At 58.2% G+C, this 18184-nt stretch carries 11 protein-coding genes and 1 pseudogene; 2 read left to right on the plus strand and 10 right to left on the minus strand.

Features of this window, described 5'->3' with window-relative positions:
• Positions 1-20 precede the first annotated feature (20 nt).
• The 3 genes from EN807_RS22620 to EN807_RS22630 are packed head-to-tail and all read right to left on the minus strand — an operon-like array spanning position 21 to position 2622.
• Positions 21-719: a sugar transferase gene (locus EN807_RS22620; RefSeq protein WP_127315023.1), complete on the minus strand. Its 699-nt coding sequence runs from the start codon at positions 717-719 to the stop codon at positions 21-23.
• Positions 716-1852 carry a DegT/DnrJ/EryC1/StrS family aminotransferase gene (locus EN807_RS22625; protein ID WP_135936751.1) on the minus strand — a complete coding sequence of 379 codons (1137 nt, stop codon included), beginning with the start codon at positions 1850-1852 and terminating at the stop codon, positions 716-718. Before EN807_RS22625 ends, EN807_RS22620 begins: the two co-directional genes overlap by 4 nt.
• Before the next feature lie 47 nt (positions 1853-1899).
• Positions 1900-2622, minus strand: coding sequence for a sugar phosphate nucleotidyltransferase (locus EN807_RS22630; protein ID WP_029352700.1), 723 nt, complete (start codon positions 2620-2622; stop codon positions 1900-1902).
• A 634-nt stretch (positions 2623-3256) separates the two neighbouring features.
• On the opposite strand from EN807_RS22630, the gene EN807_RS22635 reads away from it, so the two are divergent.
• Positions 3257-3931 carry a response regulator transcription factor gene (locus EN807_RS22635; RefSeq protein WP_127208686.1) on the plus strand — a complete coding sequence of 225 codons (675 nt, stop codon included), beginning with the start codon at positions 3257-3259 and terminating at the stop codon, positions 3929-3931.
• Positions 3932-4026: 95 nt separating this feature from the next.
• Here EN807_RS22635 and EN807_RS22640 read toward each other — a convergent pair whose 3' ends face one another.
• Positions 4027-5700: a PAS domain S-box protein gene (locus EN807_RS22640; RefSeq protein WP_348640260.1), complete on the minus strand. Its 1674-nt coding sequence runs from the start codon at positions 5698-5700 to the stop codon at positions 4027-4029.
• A 330-nt stretch (positions 5701-6030) separates the two neighbouring features.
• On the opposite strand from EN807_RS22640, the gene EN807_RS22645 reads away from it, so the two are divergent.
• Positions 6031-6741: a helix-turn-helix transcriptional regulator gene (locus EN807_RS22645; protein WP_127315021.1), complete on the plus strand. Its 711-nt coding sequence runs from the start codon at positions 6031-6033 to the stop codon at positions 6739-6741.
• 734 nt (positions 6742-7475) lie between these two features.
• Here the strand turns inward: EN807_RS22645 and EN807_RS36730 are convergent.
• The 6 genes and pseudogenes from EN807_RS36730 to EN807_RS22680 all read right to left on the minus strand — a co-directional run.
• A pseudogene (locus EN807_RS36730) lies at positions 7476-7610 on the minus strand (UDP-glucuronate 5-epimerase); the annotation flags it as partial.
• Positions 7611-7883: 273 nt separating this feature from the next.
• Positions 7884-10097 carry a lipopolysaccharide biosynthesis protein gene (locus EN807_RS22660; protein ID WP_135936727.1) on the minus strand — a complete coding sequence of 738 codons (2214 nt, stop codon included), beginning with the start codon at positions 10095-10097 and terminating at the stop codon, positions 7884-7886.
• Positions 10098-10170: 73 nt separating this feature from the next.
• On the minus strand, positions 10171-12390 hold the full coding sequence (locus tag EN807_RS22665) for an exopolysaccharide transport family protein (RefSeq protein WP_135936728.1): 2220 nt from the start codon (positions 12388-12390) through the stop codon (positions 10171-10173).
• A gap of 1 nt (position 12391) precedes the next feature.
• The gene (gene asnB, locus EN807_RS22670; protein WP_135936752.1) at positions 12392-14389 is read right to left on the minus strand and encodes an asparagine synthase (glutamine-hydrolyzing); all 1998 of its coding nucleotides are present in this window, start codon (positions 14387-14389) and stop codon (positions 12392-12394) included.
• A 4-nt stretch (positions 14390-14393) separates the two neighbouring features.
• Positions 14394-15650: a polymerase gene (locus tag EN807_RS22675; RefSeq protein ID WP_135936729.1), complete on the minus strand. Its 1257-nt coding sequence runs from the start codon at positions 15648-15650 to the stop codon at positions 14394-14396.
• Positions 15647-16873 carry a glycosyltransferase family 4 protein gene (locus tag EN807_RS22680; protein WP_135936730.1) on the minus strand — a complete coding sequence of 409 codons (1227 nt, stop codon included), beginning with the start codon at positions 16871-16873 and terminating at the stop codon, positions 15647-15649. Before EN807_RS22680 ends, EN807_RS22675 begins: the two co-directional genes overlap by 4 nt.
• Positions 16874-18184 lie beyond the last annotated feature (1311 nt).

Here is an 18184-nt window from a genome sequence, read left to right on the forward strand (position 1 = left end):
TGGCCATGCCAAGCATGTTCTCACATGCCGATTGGTGGCGGCGAGACCAGGCCGACCGGCGGCCGCGAGACCAAGCCGAGAACCGCCAGAAAGCCGCGCATCATCCAGATGATGTCAGCGGCGATCGTCCGCTGCGGATAGTAGGAGAGGTCGATCCTGGCCTTGGCAGGAAACAGAACCTCGCGGTAGAACAGTACCGGATCCGCGGATCGCGGATAGAATTTGGCCTCATGCCGGAAGAGAACCTGGGCCGGACCCAACAAGCCCGGCTTGTATTGTAGAACGGCCTCAAAGCCACCGTGGAAACAATCGGCAAAGACAAGGCTCTCCGGCCGCGGCCCGACAATTGCCATCTCGCCTCTGAAGACATTCCACAATTGCGGGAGCTCGTCGAACTTGGTGAGGGCGAGGAACCGACCTATTCTCGTCATGCGGCTGTCGCCGGCCATGGTCAGCGCCAAGCCACCGGGATCGCATCGCACCGCGAATTTGCGAAACTTATACATGCGGAACGGCCGCCCACCGGCACCCACGCGGGTCTGCGTAAAGAAGATGGGCCGGCCGCCTTCCAGTAAGAGCGCCAGGGCGATCACCAGCATCAGCGGAGCGAAGACTATGGCGGCTGCTGTAGCGATCACGAGATCAATTGCACGTCTCGCAATCCCATGGGCGGCGCTTGAGACAACAGATCGATGGATGGATAAATCCAAGGCATTCATGCTGCTGTTCCTGCTTGGGCGCAACTGTGGACTGCAGCGGCAAGAGCGGCGGCCACTGATTCGACGACAGGCGCGGTGATCTGGGGATGCAGTGGCACCGTGAGCTCACGCTGGGCAAAGTCCTCTGTCCGCGGCAAATATGTGCCGGGGAAAAGCTCGCGATAGAGCGTCATCTGGTGCACCGGCGGATAGTGGATGGTGGTTTGTATGCCTTGCCTGCGCAATTCATCGATGACGTCTTGCCTGTCAGCGTAACGCGGCAAAAGGACTGGCATGATATGATAGGCGGACGTCCGCGGCTCGTGGAACGGAACTGTCACGGCCGGACAATGTTTTGCGATCAGACGTCGATACAGCATGACCAGAATGCGCCTGATCTCGTTCCACTCCTGCAAATTCTGCAGCTGGACCAGTCCGATTGCAGCGCGCATTTCATCCATGCGATAGTTGAATCCGAGCATGGTGACATCGTACTGCGGCGTGCGACTGTTCAGCCTCTGGTGTGTCCCCGTGGTCATGCCGTGCCCACGAGCCTGGCGGATTGTCTCAAGCAGCTTGGGATCTCGGGCAATCACGGCCCCACCTTCCGCCGTGGTCATGTTCTTGTTGCCATAGAAGCTGAAGGCGGCCGCGGCACCAAATGTACCTACCTCCGTCAGGCCCGGCGCATGCGCGGCATCCTCGATGATCTGCAGCCCTCGGGCACGAGCGAACTTCTGCCATTCTTCCCGATTGGCGAGATAGCCGGCGAAATGCACGAGAATGACCGCCTTGGTGCGCGCGGTGCATCGCGCTTCAGCTTCCACGATCGACATCAGCGGCACGTCGGCCGACTCGATATCAACAAAGACCGGAGTGGCACCGACGTAGAGAACCGCGTTTGCGGTCGCCACGAAGGTCATTGACGGGACCAGCACTTCGTCGCCTGGTCCGATACCGAGTGCATGTAGAATGAGATGAAGCGCTGCAGTACAAGAATTGACCGCGACGCAATCCTCTGCACCATGCATGTGGGCAAAAGCCTCTTCAAAGGCTCTCACCTGCTCTCCCATGGTCAGCCAGCCGCTATCGATGACCTTGGACAAAGCTGCCTTCTCCGGCACACCCAAAATTGGGGCACTGACCAAGAGCATCATAACCTCCTAGACTGTTGGACTGTGGGATCGGCTTGGCGATCTCGTCATGCGGCCGTGGCAGTGACCTCGATCGAGGCCGACTGGTCTTCCCAGGAAATTGCTTGTGCATTCTGGAAATCGTCGACGCGCCCAATATCGAGCCAGAGGCCATCATGCTTGTACACGTGGACAGTTGTACCGTTCTGCATCATCTGCAGCATCAGGTCGTCAAACCCGAAGGGAATGCCGGATGGAATAAACTGCAGAACGTCTGGATTCATGCAGTAGATCCCCATGCTGACCAGGTGCGAAAGCGTCGGCTTCTCGCGAAAGATCTGCACGGTGTTGTCGACTTCGTCGATGACGCCGAAGTCCATTTTGATCAGGCGGCAGGCTGTCGCGATCGTCACCGGATCGGTGTGCTTGCGGTGCGCTGCCACAAATCGACTGAGGCTTAGATCGGTAAGGACATCGCCGTTGAGGACTATGAATGGTTCTGTCAGCTCATCTCTGATCAAGGAGAGCGGTCCGATGGTGCCGAGCGGCTCCATTTCTTGCGTGTATCGAATTTTCAGGTTCCACTGCGAGCCATCTCCGCATACTGTGCGGATCAAGTGGCCGAGATACCCGGTTGTGATGTAGACCTCTTGGATGCCATTGCGTCGCAGCCATTTCAGAAGCATCTCAAGAACCGGTCGAGCACCGATCGGCATGAGCGGTTTCGGCAAGACCGATGTGAACGGGCGAAGGCGCGTCCCCATTCCACCACATTGAATCACTGCTTTCATCTGGTCCTCCCATGTTCACTCGACCTGAACGCCATCGTTACGGCCACAGCATCCGAAAAGCCGCGTTCTTGTTCTCTTAAAGGACCGGTGAGGTTTCCCGCCGGCCCTGATCCGGACATTGTAGCTAGATGGTATGTGGCGGTCGGGGGGGATGTCGTCGTGCATTCGAATGGTAGCGATTCGGACATTCTGGTATTCAATAACCACTGCCGATCGACGAAGGCTGGCGCCTGTCGCAGAGCAGGCTCAGAGCGCGCTTCAGCGATCAGTTCTTGGCCGATAGCTTGGGGCCACAAGACCGACAAAACCCGAATGAGTGCTTACAGTGAGCCTAATATCCATCAATCGCCGGAACGACCTAGGACAACCCGGCGATTGCGCGGTATCGGCATCGAAGCGAGCTGTTGGGACACGGCTCTTGGAGGCTGAGAACGAATGTTCGACAGGTCAGCCGGCTCCGTTCGCGGGTTTCAAAAATAAGAGGAGCGTTTCCCGTTATTTAGGATTATATTAGCAATCTGACGCTTGCGGTGTTGGGGCATCGCAGGTGTTGACTGGATGAATCGACGAGTGGTTGGCCACGACTTTAAGGCCCTCACCGTTCAATCATTCCAGGATTCGTTGGGGTAGTTCAATGTATCGAATCGTCATCGCCGACGATCACGGCTTGTATCGTCGTGGCTTGCGATTGGCACTGACCGCAGGCATTCCAGGTGTGGAAATATTTGAGGCGTCGTGTTTCGATGCCGTACTCAGTCTGCTGGCGGAACAGGCGTCAGTTGATCTTGCGATCCTGGACCTGAACATGCCGGGATTGTTCAATCAGGAAGTGCTCAGCGGCATTCTGTCGGCTTATCCGGATACACGCTTTGCGATCGTTTCCGGGAATGATTCACGCTCGGAGATACTCACGGCGCTGTCGATCGGCCTTCACGGCTATATCGTAAAGTCGCAAAGAGACGAGGAGGTCGTCATGGCCGTCAACGAAATCCTTTCGGGCCGCATCTACGTGCCTGCACTTCTGTCGCGCCCCGGAGCCGCACAAGCAACTCACGTACCTACTCCGTCCGAGCATATCCCACATCGACGAACCACCACTGGCAATCTTGGCAGGCTGACCTCGAGGCAAAAGGAGGTCCTCAAGCTGATGGCGGAAGGGTATTCGAATAAGGAAATTGCGCGCGATCTGGAAATCGCCGAAGCGACGACGAAAATTCATGCCGCTGCGGTTCTGCGTGAGCTTGGGGTACGGAATCGGACAGAAGCTGCCGTTATGCTGAAGACTTGGCTAACCAGGGATATCAATTAGAGCGCCTCCGCCTGTTGGGCGCGCAAGGGACGCTCTAAAACTTGAATCTACGCATTATGGCTTCTAGAAACGAGGCCGATTTTTGCGCCAATGCGTTATGGCCCGATTTCCTTGCGCGACAGCCGCAGCGAATATCGCAGCCCGTGATCCGACATTTCCAACTTGGGCGAGTAACCGACAAGCGGCGCCCCATCCACTCCGAGTATCATGGAACCGAAACCATGACGGACAACTTTTGAAGTCCGCCGTCGCCCCGATTCCACCCACTCGAACACGATGTCACTACCTGCGTCTTTAGACGCGAACGTCCAATTTACCTCGATCCGGCCTTTTGAATCGCCAAGCGCTCCATGTTTCAAGGAATTGGTCGCAAGCTCGTGAACAATCATCGCAAAGCTTTCGGCGGCGCCGCCCGAAATCACAACGGAAGGACCGCTGACCGATATGTCGCGTGTTCCCATATACGGCTGCAGCTCCTGGACAACGAGATCGTGGAGCATCCCCGACGCATTGCCGTTGCGTGAAAGCAGCAGATGCGTTGCTTCGAGCGCACGAATCCGATCGACGAGCGTCTCCTTGTACCTGGCGACATTGTTCTCGTGAACATCGACCATGTTCACCAGCGCCGTGATCACAGGGAATAGGTTGCTGAACCTGTGGCGTTGTTCGAGCATAATGCGCTCCCGCTTCTTTGCCGCGGCGCGTAGCAGCGTGGTTTGTCGTCGCTCGGTCAGGTCGGCGGCCACGCCGAGCCGCTGTAGACGATCATCGTATTTCTCTTCCCTTCCGCGCAGGGCAACCCAGCGGATATGTCCGTCCGGTCGTCGGACGCGAATCTCGACGTCGTAATTCGTGACTGATGCGAGCTTTCTCGATGCTAACAACTTTGGCCAGTCCGCCGGATGAATGACGGCTGACAGTTCGTCCAAACGGCGGCTAGCGGCCGGGGGCAGGCCGAGAATGTCCCAGAACGTGCCGGAGCCGGTGACGATCCCGTCTTTAAGGTCGATCCGCCACGTGGCCAGGCGTCCGGCAGACAAAGCGAGATCCAGCCACTCCTTCTGAGCCCGAAGCGCTTCGTGTACGGCTCGTCGTTCCGAGATATCGTCGACCACCACGAAGATGCTCTCTGAGAGAACCCCGTCGGGCACGGATGAAGACAGGGTTAGCCGCGCCCAGAATGCCGAACCGTTCTTTCTTAACAGACGCACCTCCGAAGCGAACGAAGCAGCGTCGTTACCCAGGCCCGCCAGCAACTGCGCCAAGGCATCACGGTCGTCCGGATGAACGAGTGTCTCGAGCCGCAATTGGGCAAGCTCCTCCTCCTCGTAGCCAGTCATCTCACTGAGGCGTCTGTTGGATTGCAGCAGCTCACCTCTCTCGTTGGTGTTTGCGAATCCCATGGCGGCGCGCTCGAAAGCCCAACGGTAGCGGTTTTCGGTTGCTTCGACGGCAGCGAGTCTGGCTTCCGCGACTTCCAGCAGCTCACGCAAGTCCTGCCGCAGCCGATGGAACGTCATGGCAATCACGCCGCCCGAAACCACAAGCAGAATGGCGCGCGCCCAATCTTCGCCGGAGATCTGACCCTGCAGGGTGCTTCGTGCCCACAGGCCGGCAGCCACCATCAGGATTGTCGCCGCAAGCGCAGGCCCACGGTCTTCAAGGTAGGAAATGATTATAATAGCTGGAATAAATTCCAGAAAACTCGACCCTTCCCCAATATATACTGACGCTTTTGTTTCAAATATCAGTGTAGCAGCCAGTACCAATGCGGAGGCCACATGAGTTAGCAGTCTGCCTGATGGGTTCCAATCCGACCTGCGCGACTGCGAGTTCATGGGCGTAGACTACAACCTTTTAACTAGGCCGTCGAGACTAGAGCATAAAACGTACAACCTAGTCCGACTGCCGGATTGCCATACCACTATCACAGCGCGCATTTTAACAGACGGGGGGAGGCATGACTTGGTCAGAACTCCTCAGAATATATCGAGTTTCAACGTAATAGGGCCCGGTTTTTGCGAGCCCTATGCATACAAGACTGTCTGTAAACCCCGAACAACTTATTTTCGGGCTGTGAAACTTGGGGAGGTTGAATAATGGCTCTGATCGATAGACACAGCGATGTCGTTGCGGGCAAACGATACATTACAATAGGGACCAAGTATAACCCCGACGCGCAGATGATGCGACCCTCATATGCTTATCCTTTAGCTCGTGCATCGGATCGACCGGACGCAGGGGTCGACGAACCAAGGAGACGCAGTCTGGAATCCATCACCGGCATGCTTGATCGCATCGGCTGTGGTTATCTCGTACTGAACCGCGAAAGAAAAGTAATCGAATGGAACGCAGCCGCTCAAACCACATTGGAGCGTCAGGGCGAAGCGGCTGATACAGCCGGTGAGCTTTCGATAGCCCTAAGGCGGCTGATCGCAAATGTTCCGGCCCATTTCCTGCCGGGTTCACTGTCTTGGGTGGTGATCCGCAGCAGAAGCGACAGGCCGGTGATATTGAAAGAGAACGGCCTTATCGCTCCTGACGGAACGAGCATTGTGGCATTGCTGGACCGTGAGAACAGGTCGGGGCCAAATCCCCAGACACTGCAAAGGATGTTTGGCTTGACGAGCGCGGAAACGCACCTTGCGCTGCGCTTGGCTCAGGGCGATGCGCCATTGGAGATCGCCCGCAGTTGGCGCCTCAGCCGCACCACGATCCGCTCCCAGCTTGCCTCGCTATTCGCCAAGACCGAAACGAGACGTCAGGCGGAACTGGTGGCTCTTCTGGGGCGCATTTCGGTGTTGCCGTAAGGGCCGCCGCCTAGAGCATGTTCCATCCCGATAGAATCGGGATGGAACTCTAACTTGTTATTTTACCATGATCTTTCCTGAAAGCCGGTTAGCGCTTTTCGGGACCATGGTCCGGTTCCCAGGCGCCGGGCGTCGGCATCCACCAGGATTCAGGCGACCGGAATTTGAGCCGTTCCAACATAGGTTGCCCAACTACGGCCGGCTCCGATGCGCCGGCGTACAGCGTCCGCGGCGGGGACCACCGGTTGGACAATGATCGACACAACCAGTCTGCTCTTTCCGCGCGCTGAAGATGGAATCCGTTTGATCGCGATCAGACCGCTCCTCGGTGGAACTAGCCCGGGCAGGTTCGATCCTCGTCACCGCAGGCTTCCTTGGCTATCACGTGGCTTTGCGGCTTGGGCGGCACGGAATCGAGGTCGTGAACGTCGACAATTTCACACCCCTTTTATAATCCAACACTAACGAAGCGGGTTTGCACGCCTCTGTGCCGAGCCGGGGTTCACCCCGCTGCGAATGGATCTGGCGGACTCGGCGCGCCTTCAGCTGCTGTTGTCAGACTTTCAGCCGTCACACTTTGTGCACCTCGCCGCTTAGGGCCGGCGTGCGCCGGCGCGAGTGTCCAGAAACGTCGCCGGGGCGGCAAAGGTACATCGCTGGCCAGCCGTCTCGATGATTGAATCAGCCAGCTGATCTCTTCTGGCCGGTCATTGCCGATATTGCACACGCGATGCGGCGCCATGGTGCTCGGAAAACGGTATGGTCGGGCTCGACGAGGCGTAAACGAGGTGATCAATGCCGAAGTGCCAGCAGCCCTCAAGCACGTTGAGATACGCCACGATGTTCGACTTCACATAGGCATGCGGGTCAAGGGTGAGTAACGTCAGCGACCTTCACAATGCTGTCGGCTCGGCACCCGCGACAGCGCTCGAGGACGGAGCGCAAAGGTCGACAATTTCATGGGACGGATGCTGCAGCCAGCACAAAGCGTTCATGCGGGTCTGAGAGCCCGAGGTGTCGGCCGCGCACCTGTCGGGCGGCGCTGTCAGTGTGATCTGATATTCGCAAAATCGATTCTGGAGCGGCCCAGTGTTGGAGCGGCCCAATGAGCGAATTTGGAATCCAGCTCCGAAAATCTCAGGTCAGCGCAAGAACCAATACCGTTGCTGGTGCTGGCCGTCGACTGCACCTGTTCTGAACGACGTTAGCGCAAAGATCAACGCAGGCATGATCTTCAGTCGTTTTCTGATATAGATCGCCATCGCCAGGTTCCAAACGGCCAATGCAAGCGCCAGGCCCACTGCAGCACCCAGCGGACCGTAAAGCTCGATTCCTGCCGCACAGCCTATGATACCGGCGACTGCGCCAACGATCATGGCGGCTGCTGCTGCCCATTCGTTTCCGGTCATGGTCAAGAGATTCAGCTGGGGTCCGCACAGCGCGACAAAGACATATCCGAGCATCAGTACCCGCGCGATGGGTGCTCCTGTGCTGAAATCCTCACCGAACCAGTTCATGAGAGGTTTGACGATCACAACCAGCGGGATGGCCATCCCTATGGCGCCGGCAGAGGAAAGTATGGCGGCTCGTGAAAATAACTGCTGCAGGCCCTTCCGATCGCCTCGGGTATGAAGGGCAGCAGCTGCTGGCGAAAACATCACGCCGACGGCAACGAGGGCAAGACTCACAAGCAACGCAACATTCAGTCCCAAGGCGAAGATACCTGCGTCTCGAATATGACCTGTCCAGCCCAGCACCATAACCCCGGCCCGACTGATGAAAACATCGAGCCCGGCCATGAGCATAATCGGCGGAACCGCCGCCCACCACTCTTGCGACGCGTCGCTGGGTTGAGTCTGCCGCAAACCGGGCGGCTGAAACCTTGTCACCATGATGAACACCAGTCCGACCGTGATGCCCGAACTTGTCAGCACCGCTTGCATCACCAGGGGTGCGTTGAGGGTCCATGATCCTGAAAAGGCCGCGACTCCCAGCAACATCAACAACAGGCCGTCGCGTACGATGCGTTCCGGCAGGAGGGCTGAGACACCACCGCCGAAGGCACGAATAAGTGCTGCACCCAGCGCGGAGGCGGTGACCAAAGGCACTGCTGCCATGCCAAGGAGCTGGCTGATTTCAAGTTCCTTGTGAGAAGGATCTGAAAAGAAATAGATCAGAGCGGCGCCGATCATGCCGAACAGTGTCGCCGCCGCCAGCGATCTTTGCAGAGCAAACCTGACGACACCATGTGCCAGGTCAAGCCGCCCGTTTGCCCTGTAGGCGGACACGAAGCGTAGTAGGGAGACATTGAAACCAAGCGTTGCAAGATAGCCAAGCACGGAGGTCCAGGCCAGGGCATAGGAATAGATGCCATAGCTGGTGGAACCGACGAGGCGCGCAATCAACAACTGCGCCAAGCTGGTCAACCCCGCACCACCGATATAGATCAAAAGAGCGAAGATGCTGGCGTAGCCGAGACTCCGACCCATGTCTTTGTTGTGGGACAAAACTATATCCCCGGCGGCAAGAGAGGCCGCAGAAGTTCGTGCGGTCTTCATATCATTACAGTCGTGGTCAGCGTCGGGTATCTCATGGCCTTGGCTGCCTTTGGCCGCAGGTCCACCGCCGGCTTGCAAAATTTTCGAGATTATCTTCCGCTCGGCACACTGAATGCCTTCTAACGAGGACTGATCGTTGAGAGTGTGGATCGGAATAATTTTTCGGTCAGACTCGACGAGAATGTCGTTTATGCTTTGAAATACCCCAAAACTGCGCATGTTTGTGTCAAAATCTGCCTCAAAAATGCGCTCCGCAGGCGCTTCATGCTCCATCCGCTGCTGCAAGCGCGTCTCCACGATCGCGCGTGGTGCAACAACTCTGAGCGTGAAATCAGCTGCGGGCGCCAGGCTGAGTGCCTTTCCCAGCGCAACCTTGTCTGCGGTTCCATTGAACATTGCCAGCGACGCAATCGCCTGGACGTAGCCCTGATCGAATATGACTACTTCTCTGGATTGCTTGGCCTCATCCCAGCGGCGCGAAAGCTTCAAGATGTGCTGCCAGAGCCGGGCCCGCCATATTCTTTTTTCTGGCGGCATCACTCTTATCATGGAAAGGGACGTTGAAAGATCCTTGATCCTGCCTCTCGGAGAAAGCAGGATTTTTAATGTTGAAAATATTGCCGATATGATCCTGAAAATAGCCAGAAAGATTCCAAGATCGACGCTCGATCCCCTCTGGCGAGGCCGGTGACTGAGGGCAACCTTGGCGTGGTACCCCTCGTCCCGCAGTCGCCGGGCAAGGGCGTGAGCAAAGGTTCTCTTGCCGGATCCAGGCGGTCCGAAGAGTTCAATGATCATGGGTCCAATCCGATCGTGGCAATACCCGCGCGATTTCCGCGACCATCGTTGCTTCGAAGTCCGCTTGTGACGCTCATGATGTTTCCTCGAGCAAAAGATCAGCGCTGTCCCCGAACTGATAACCGGCGTGCTTCTTGAGATTAACCTGCGTGAGAACGCTCCCGACAGGGACCGAAACTGACGCATCGCTCGCAAGCGTTTCCAAAACACCGCGTGCGATGCTGCGTCGCGTCCTGCCCCAGCGAATGGCGAAAAGAACCGCATCAGCCCAGCCCGTCAGAAGCCCGGCCTCCGGCCCTCCAAGTCCCAGCGGTCCATTTACGATGACGACGCTGTAGATCGAGTGCAGCTCATCCGTGAACAGGGAACTGTCGACCGTGGACAGCAACGCCAGCAGATCCTCCGACGGTGCGAGAGCCATGAAGTCGATTCCGATTTCAGGCATTCCCGCGATTGCCTCGTGCAAGGCACAGCGTTCACTCACATAGTCCCCGAAAAAGTTGTGTGGCTTGAGCGCCGTGAATTCATCCAGGAATTCGTTCGTGAGGCGAGCGCCCGTGCGGTCAAGATCGAGGAAAAGCACTCGCCCCCCCAGTCGGGTGGCTGCCAGGGCCAGGCTCCATGCAAGCTCGGTCTTGCCATCATCCTGGACGCTGGACGTTACGAGAATGATGTGCGACGAGCGATCCCTCGCTTGCTTGGGTGCTGCGGCGACAAGCAGGGATGTCACGGCGCGGCTGTATCTGGACCTCTGCTGGGCTAAAACCAGCTGCTTCAGCCGTCTGGCGTGCATTGTGGCAGCTTGTGGTATCAGCCCCAGGCACGGAACTCCGAGCGCTGCTTCAGCTTCGGCCTCGCCCCGCAAAGTCTGATCGAGGCGGTTGCGAACGACAACGAAGACCCCGCCAAGAAGCCCAAACACAACCATACCGGGTGGAATAAGGAAAATCGGCGACAGGGTCTTAGGAACCGTCGGCGGCCATGCCGCCGAAAGGACCGACACTCCGGCCGAAGGAGTTGCGATGCGCCGTATCAAGTCCTGTTGCTGGGTCAGAAGCTGGTTGTATCGTTCCGTCAAGATACTGACCTGCGGCTCGAGTGCACGCAGCCCGGACAGCCGGCCGGCCGTATCGGCCACAACCGCGTCGAGCACATTCTTGCGACTTTCCAGAGCTGCAATCTGGGCCCGGTAGATGCTGGCTTCCGCAGCGATACGAGCAGTGCCTTGTTCGATCTCGCGGTTGATCGCATCGCTCAGATTTTTATGTGCCGTGTCATTGGCCTGGCGAGCCGCCAGGTCGGCCAGCGCCGGTGATCCGATAGCTTGAGCGAGGGAGGCGACCGATGCTCCCTCCTTTCGCAACTCCTGAATATGTTGAAGCCGAGATTCCGTGGCGGAGAGATCCGCTTTCGACAGGGAAATCTGCTGGCTGAGTTCAGCCGTCTCCTTGGCAGCGTTGTCCGCAGCACCTTGGTCGACTGCACCATGGCTCAGTCGATACTTTTCCAGACGATCGGTCGCTTCTGCCAGATCGCGTTGTACGCCCGGCAAGGCAGCGACTATCGAGGTGAGTTCCAGTCTATCCGCTGCCTGGCGTCTCATTGCGAGATCGTCGATGAACAATCGGGCGAACGTATTGGCCACCATAGCGGCTCGCGTCGGATCGTGGTCGGTAAAGCCTATGCTGATGACTCTCGACCGCAGTTCCTGTCCAACCCTCGCGCCCTTTCGCAACGCCTTTAGTTCAGCCGCATCCGCAGCTTCCGGCTTGCCCTGCGGCCATATTCCGCCCAGCAGGCCGTCTGCAAATGAGCGCAAAATCGACCGGCCGCCGCGAGCAGGGTCGGGACGAGAACTTCCAGTTCCGGCATCACCTTGTTCGGCAGTGCCGCCGGCCTCCGTCTTGCGCAGCGCTGCCATCACGCGACGCAGATGTCCTTGCGACAAGAGCATGGTTATATTGTCGTCAATCCTGGCATCCAGCATCTCCGGGGCAGGTTCTGTGCCGGCAGGCCCAGTCCTGGTTGGAGCATCGAGGATAACTTGCGTGGTCGCCTCGTAACCCACAGGGACAGCAAAACCCGCAAGCCCGGCCAAAACACCGCCCAGAATGACCATGGCGAGCAGGAACCGTTTCCTCCTCGCGATGGTGATGAGGAGTTGATGGATGGAGCTCTGCGCGTCCATCTGCTCGCGCAGCGGCCGCCTCATGCGCGGCTTGGTCTCGTGCGCGGTTACATGCATCTCAGTGGCGCGCGGAAGTTGCTTCCGGCTGACTATGGAACCTTCCATTTTATACTCCTGCCAATTCGAGCGCGGGATACCGGTCCGCTGCGGGCGCCGGGGGCCGATGGGCCTCGTTGCGCCAGGTCTGGAACATCAACGCCGCCCACAAATCACGAGAATGATCCTGCCTTCCATCAATGTGATCTCGCCAGCACGTCTGCACCTTTGCAAAGTCGAAGATCCCGTCTCCGGAGAGGCGCATATCGGCGAGCAGATCGTTGGCCCAGATGCGCAGCGGCCCTCTCAGCCAGACTGCTATAGGGACGTCGAAGCCCTGCTTCGGCCGATCGGTCAGCCGCTTGGGAACATACCGATGCAGCAACTGACGAAGGATCCACTTGCCTCTGCCGTGGCGAACCATTACGTCCGCCGGCAATCGCCAGGCGAAGTCGACAACCCGATGGTCGAGAAGCGGGCATCGCCCCTCGAGACTGGCGGCCATGCTGGCGCGGTCCAGCTTCACCAGTATGTCGCCGGGCAGATAGCCGACCATGTCGTCGTACAAGAGGCGGGACAGCAGGCCATCAAGCGGCGGTGCGCCGTGAACTGATAAGGGCAGCTCATGCTGGGTGAGGTTCTCGGTCGATGATCCCCTAAGCCGATGGTACAATTCGTCCTCATCTGCCGCTGCGAGCAGCCGAGCCAGGCGATCCAACCGGTCGCTCCGCAGCGCGTGCCGTGCATGCGCCGAAAGCGGCAGCTTGCTGACGCGATCGTGACGGGCTGCACGAGCCAGCAATCCAACACCGGCCGCAAGCGTCTGACGCAGCGGCGACGGCAGCCTATGCTGTCGTCTCGCTCGGGCTGCCATGAGATGGCGAGCGTAGCCGGCGAAGCATTCGTCGCCACCGTCGCCCGTCAGAGCCACCGTAACGTGCTGGCGAGCGAGCCTCGCCACGAGCAGAGTTGGTATCTGCGATTCGTCGGCGAACGGCTCGTCCCAGATCTGCGGCAGTTCTGGAATGACCTCGCGCGCGGTCGCGCAAGAAAGGTGAAGTTCGGTATGGTCGGTGCCCAGGTGCCGGGCGACCTCCGCAGCATGGGGAGCCTCATCAAACCCGCCCTCTCCGAAAGCGACCGTGAACGTACGCACCGGTTTTGTGGATTGAGCCTGCATCAGGGCTACAACGACGGAGCTGTCGACACCACCGGATAGAAAGCCGCCCAGCGGCACGTCAACGTTCATGCGTTCCCGGACCGCAAGTCGTAGCAGGCCGTCGAGCTGATCCGTCAGTTCTTCGTCAGTGCCGACAATTGGTTCCTGCCGACCTTTCGCGGCGACTTCGGCCAGCGACCACCAGTATCGGATGCGATGCGAAAGCGACGCGACACTGCGGGCCTCAGCGAAATCTGCGGCCGTCACTGACAGGACTGAGCCGGGCGGCAGCTTGAACACGCCTCGCCAGATGCACTTGTTATCCGGTACCCATCCCCTCGACAGCATCGACGTGGCGGCATCGATATCGAGTTCCTGACGGAAGCCTGGAAAGCCGTTGATCGCCTTCAACTCGGAGGCAAAAACGAGCGCATCGCGTGTTGAAGCAACGTAAAGCGGCTTTTTGCCCATTCGGTCGCGGGCGAGATGAAGGGTCCTCGTCTTCATATCCCACAATCCAAAAGCGAACATGCCGGCGAAGCGAGTGAGTGCGGTATCGAGCCCCCAACTCTCGATCGCGCACAGCATGACTTCGGTATCACAGGTGCCGCGGAAACGATGACCCGCGTCTTCAAGTTCGCGGCGCAGATCCTGGAAATTGTATATTTCGCCGTTAAAGGTGATGGTATATCGGCCAGTCGCCGAATGCATCGGCTGGTGTCCCGCCTCCGACAAGTCGACGATGGCCAAACGCCTGTGGCCGAAGGCAACGCCCGCTTTACGATCTGTCCAGAAGCCGTCGCCGTCAGGCCCACGGTGACGAAGAGCTGTCGTCATTTGCGCTATTGCCCTCAGCGGCTTCGCTCTAGCCGCATCGGGTGCAAGAAGGATTCCGGCAATCCCACACATCCCGTCACCCCAAGTCCCTGGAAGTAGCCCACACTGCTCGCGGCGTTCCGGCAACAAGGCAAAGGGTCAGCCCAAACCAAACGATCGGGTGGCGGATGATCAGGTGCGGAAACCCGTAAATCATGATCGCCACCACCAGCGCAAAAAGCGCGTCGAGCTTCGCACGCCATGCTGACATGGCGGCCGAGCCGACGATCCAAAACAGGGCGAGGAGCGCAATCAGACCACCTTGAGTGTACAGATCGAGGATCGTGTTGTGGGCCTCGAAAGGTTCGGGCAGAAACTGCCGATAGTAGACGGAGGGGCGGTCCACATGCGGGCCAGGACCGAGGCCAAGAGACGCTGACGTCACGCCCTTGTAGACTGCGTTTCCCCAGAGCCTGACGCGAAGTTCAGCGGTTTCGACGGTCTCCTCCCCGCCCCTCCCCTTGCTGAGGCTCTTGGCGAAATTTTCGACGCTGCTCAGGTCCCTGAGCACGTAGGGCGTCATCGACATCGCCAGGGGGAGGAAGCCGAGCATCAAGAGGACCGCGACTTGCCGGGAAACGCTGCCCTTGTCACCGGTCGTGAGCCATGTCCGAACCCGCAGCCCCAGAAATATGAGGCCGGTCAGGACGCTTGTAACAAGATAGGCATCACTCCTTGTCAGCCTTCCGACATAGACGGTCAGTACAAGGCTGCTGAACCCAAACAACCTTCCCCATGGACTGCTTGTGGTCGTCGCAAGATGTAGGGTCAGGGGGCCAAAAAGTGCACAATAGAGCGCGAGTTGGTTCGGATTCTCGGACCATCCGGTGAAGCGATCCCAGAACCAGGGATTGACGCCGGATTGGTGGATCCAACCCCACCCAAGCGCCAGCTGAAAGACAAAGCATGCATTCACTATCCCGATCGCCCACCAGGCAGTGCGGCGCAGTTGGCGATGAGCGTCGGGCTCCGCGGCGGCCAGACAGGTGACGCTGGCCAACAGCATGTAGGCCATTATGTCGTGAATCGGCGCCGAGAGGTCCAGAACCGCCGTGGTCAGTAAGCCGACAATGGCACCGACCCCCAGAGCAAACGTCAAGATCAGCCAGAAGGTCGCAAGACGGAACAGGGCCGGCGTGGCCTCCAAGGGACCACCCGCGACTACTCGCCCGATCGAAAGCATGATCCAGAGCGATAGGAACAATTCGGTATATCCGAAGGGCATCCCCGGAACACTGATCTGCACTGCATAGCCCATCGCAATGCCGCCAGCCAGCAACGCGTTCCGGATCATCGGCGCGCTCCACCCGGTCCGCGGTTTGCGGCATCCTCTTCAAGCAAGATCGAGGACGCCGGTCGAGCGAGACCGCCGTGGGATTTGGCGCTCAGGACATTTTTGTACAGATCGCAATACTGGTCTACGACCCACGGCAGCGCGAACTGCTCCCGGACGAGTTCGACGGAACGACCGCCCATGATCTTTCCGCGACCGCGGTCGGACAGGATGTCTATTATTCGAGACGCAAGTCCATCAGCATCGTGCGGTGGGACGAGATAGCCGTTCCATCCGTCTTCAACCACGTCATTGCAGCCAGGCATTCTTGAGGCGACGATGGGCAATCCCGCCAGTCCTGCCTCGAGCAGGACGCGCGGGATCCCTTCCCGATATTGTGTTGGAAAGGCGAACAGATCGGCCACGCCAAGAAGGGCTGGAACATCGCGTCGTGGGCCTAAGGCGATGACATGGGGGGCATATCGATCGATGTCCGATTTGTCGACGGCAAATGGCCCTTCGGATTCCCATGGGCCGACAAGCACGAAACGCGCATTGGGCCTTTTGGACAGGATGTGCGGGACTGCTTTGAGGAGCGTCGGGATACCCTTCTGGCGGGTCAGCCGGCCGACAAAAATTACGACTTCAGCGGATTGGAGCCCCAGCTCTTCGCGCATCTTCATCGCCGACGGGGCAAGATGCCTTGCCATGGCGAACGCATCGACGTCGATTCCAGAACTGCGGATCAGCCGCCCGCTGCCGCGTCGGATCAGTCGATAGCGTTCAAAGAAAGCCTGATCGTCCCGATTTTGGAAGACCGTCGCAGCCGTCCAGAAGGACGAAAGCCATTGCAGTCCGCAAAAGATTGGACGCAGGGCCAGAGCCCGTGGCTCCTGCGACGAGAATGTCCAGCCCAGACCGTTGATCGTGCGGATGACTGGAGCCTTCCCGCGCACCGCAAGTGGCGTCAGCAGGTTGGGTTTGGTGTCGAAACTTTGGACAACATCTGGTCGCAGTTCCGACATTAATTTTCGAATCGTTCGGATGGCGCCCCACTCCCCGCTGCCGCCGCTGGCAAATCGGTCGAAACCATAGCGGTGATGCGGAATGCCATGCCGCGAAAACGCGGTTTCAGCGCCACTCGAGACTGCAGTGACCCGAAAACCCCTTTCGCGAAGCGACATCAGGAAAGGAATTCTCAAGGCGTGATCCTCGCCTCCCACACACACGAGATGCGGGTTCATCCTGCCACTCCCGACCATGTGCCGTCCCCGAATCGCGGGAAGTGGCGGGCTTTTGACTTTGCCTTCACGATCTTGGTTTCGCTTCTTCTGCGTGTATGGATGCCAAGTCACGGTACGGGCAGGCTTGCCTACTGTCCTCGTCTGTTTGCATGACGCAAACCGCATTTGGATCAAGGCCTTGCGAGCGTCAGGCAGCTAAGTCTCCGACTTGGCGAGGCAATCCACGCCAAAGACCTGCACAGGGTGTGCTACCGAGGCCGTATTGCGGGCCTCTCGACGCGCATATCCTTCTGCGCAATGAGGGGTGTGGCGGGATCGTTTTGCACGTCGAACTTGAGGAAAATCCTGCGGGCACATTGGCCGGCGGGCGGGGCAATCAGGGACTGCGCTTCCGATAACCGTCCGTTGTCACGTCAGTCTGGGTCGGTCGGTGGCGTTGCCAGCCTGAGCATCGTCCCGATCGTGGGCCGTGCCTCAGTACGCTGGTTGAACCGCATCTCAGTCACTTCCGCCCTGGTAGAATCTGCCTGCGACCAGCAGGTAACCTAGCTCGACCATCTCCGATGTCGGCATGTCGTTGGCGGATGACGTCGTTATGAGCGAGCACCTGCCCACTGTCCACAGAAAATTGGGTTGCGACGCCAGAGAACATGGCCTGGCTCAGCACCTAGCGTAACGCAGTCAGATTGCCCGCAGGTAAGTGTATAGAAAAGCTATTCTGGCTGCCGTTCTATTCATGGACTCTGGTTGCCGGCAGTTAAAATCTGACTTTTGTGGCGCCACTTCAGTGGGTCAGCATCACCAAGGCATCTTCGCGAAATACCGGCTTCGACGCCATCTATAATTTTATTGAACAGAAAACTCCTCGACAGGAAATCACTATCGAAGGCGGATCATATGTAAGCAATGTGAAAGACCACTCTGGCAAAAACGGGACAATTTATTTGAATGCCGTGGTTAATGTATACGATTATATAATGGAATTTTACTTGGCAATATCGCGGTCATCCCAAGTAAAATTCTGCTTCAGTGAGGCGATCCTGCTGGTGATCAACGAATCTATCAGAGGGGTGCGGGTATGTGATTTGAAGCTAATATACGCCGTCGAGTAGGCAGGCACCGCGGGGCGCTAAGAAAAAGGATTATCAATGGCACTTCATTTCGCAGCAGGTGGGTCCGCCACGGAAGTCGCAAGCGCCGGTTTCAATCTGGTCGACGTTCAATACATCGACCAGGTCAACGAGCTGCCGGATGGCATGAAGGCTATGGTCTGGCTCAACGAGGGCGAGGGCGTGACCCAGTCCTTTATCG

It is taken from the genome of Mesorhizobium sp. M5C.F.Ca.ET.164.01.1.1, assembly GCF_004792125.1.
GTDB lineage: Bacteria > Pseudomonadota > Alphaproteobacteria > Rhizobiales > Rhizobiaceae > Mesorhizobium > Mesorhizobium wenxiniae.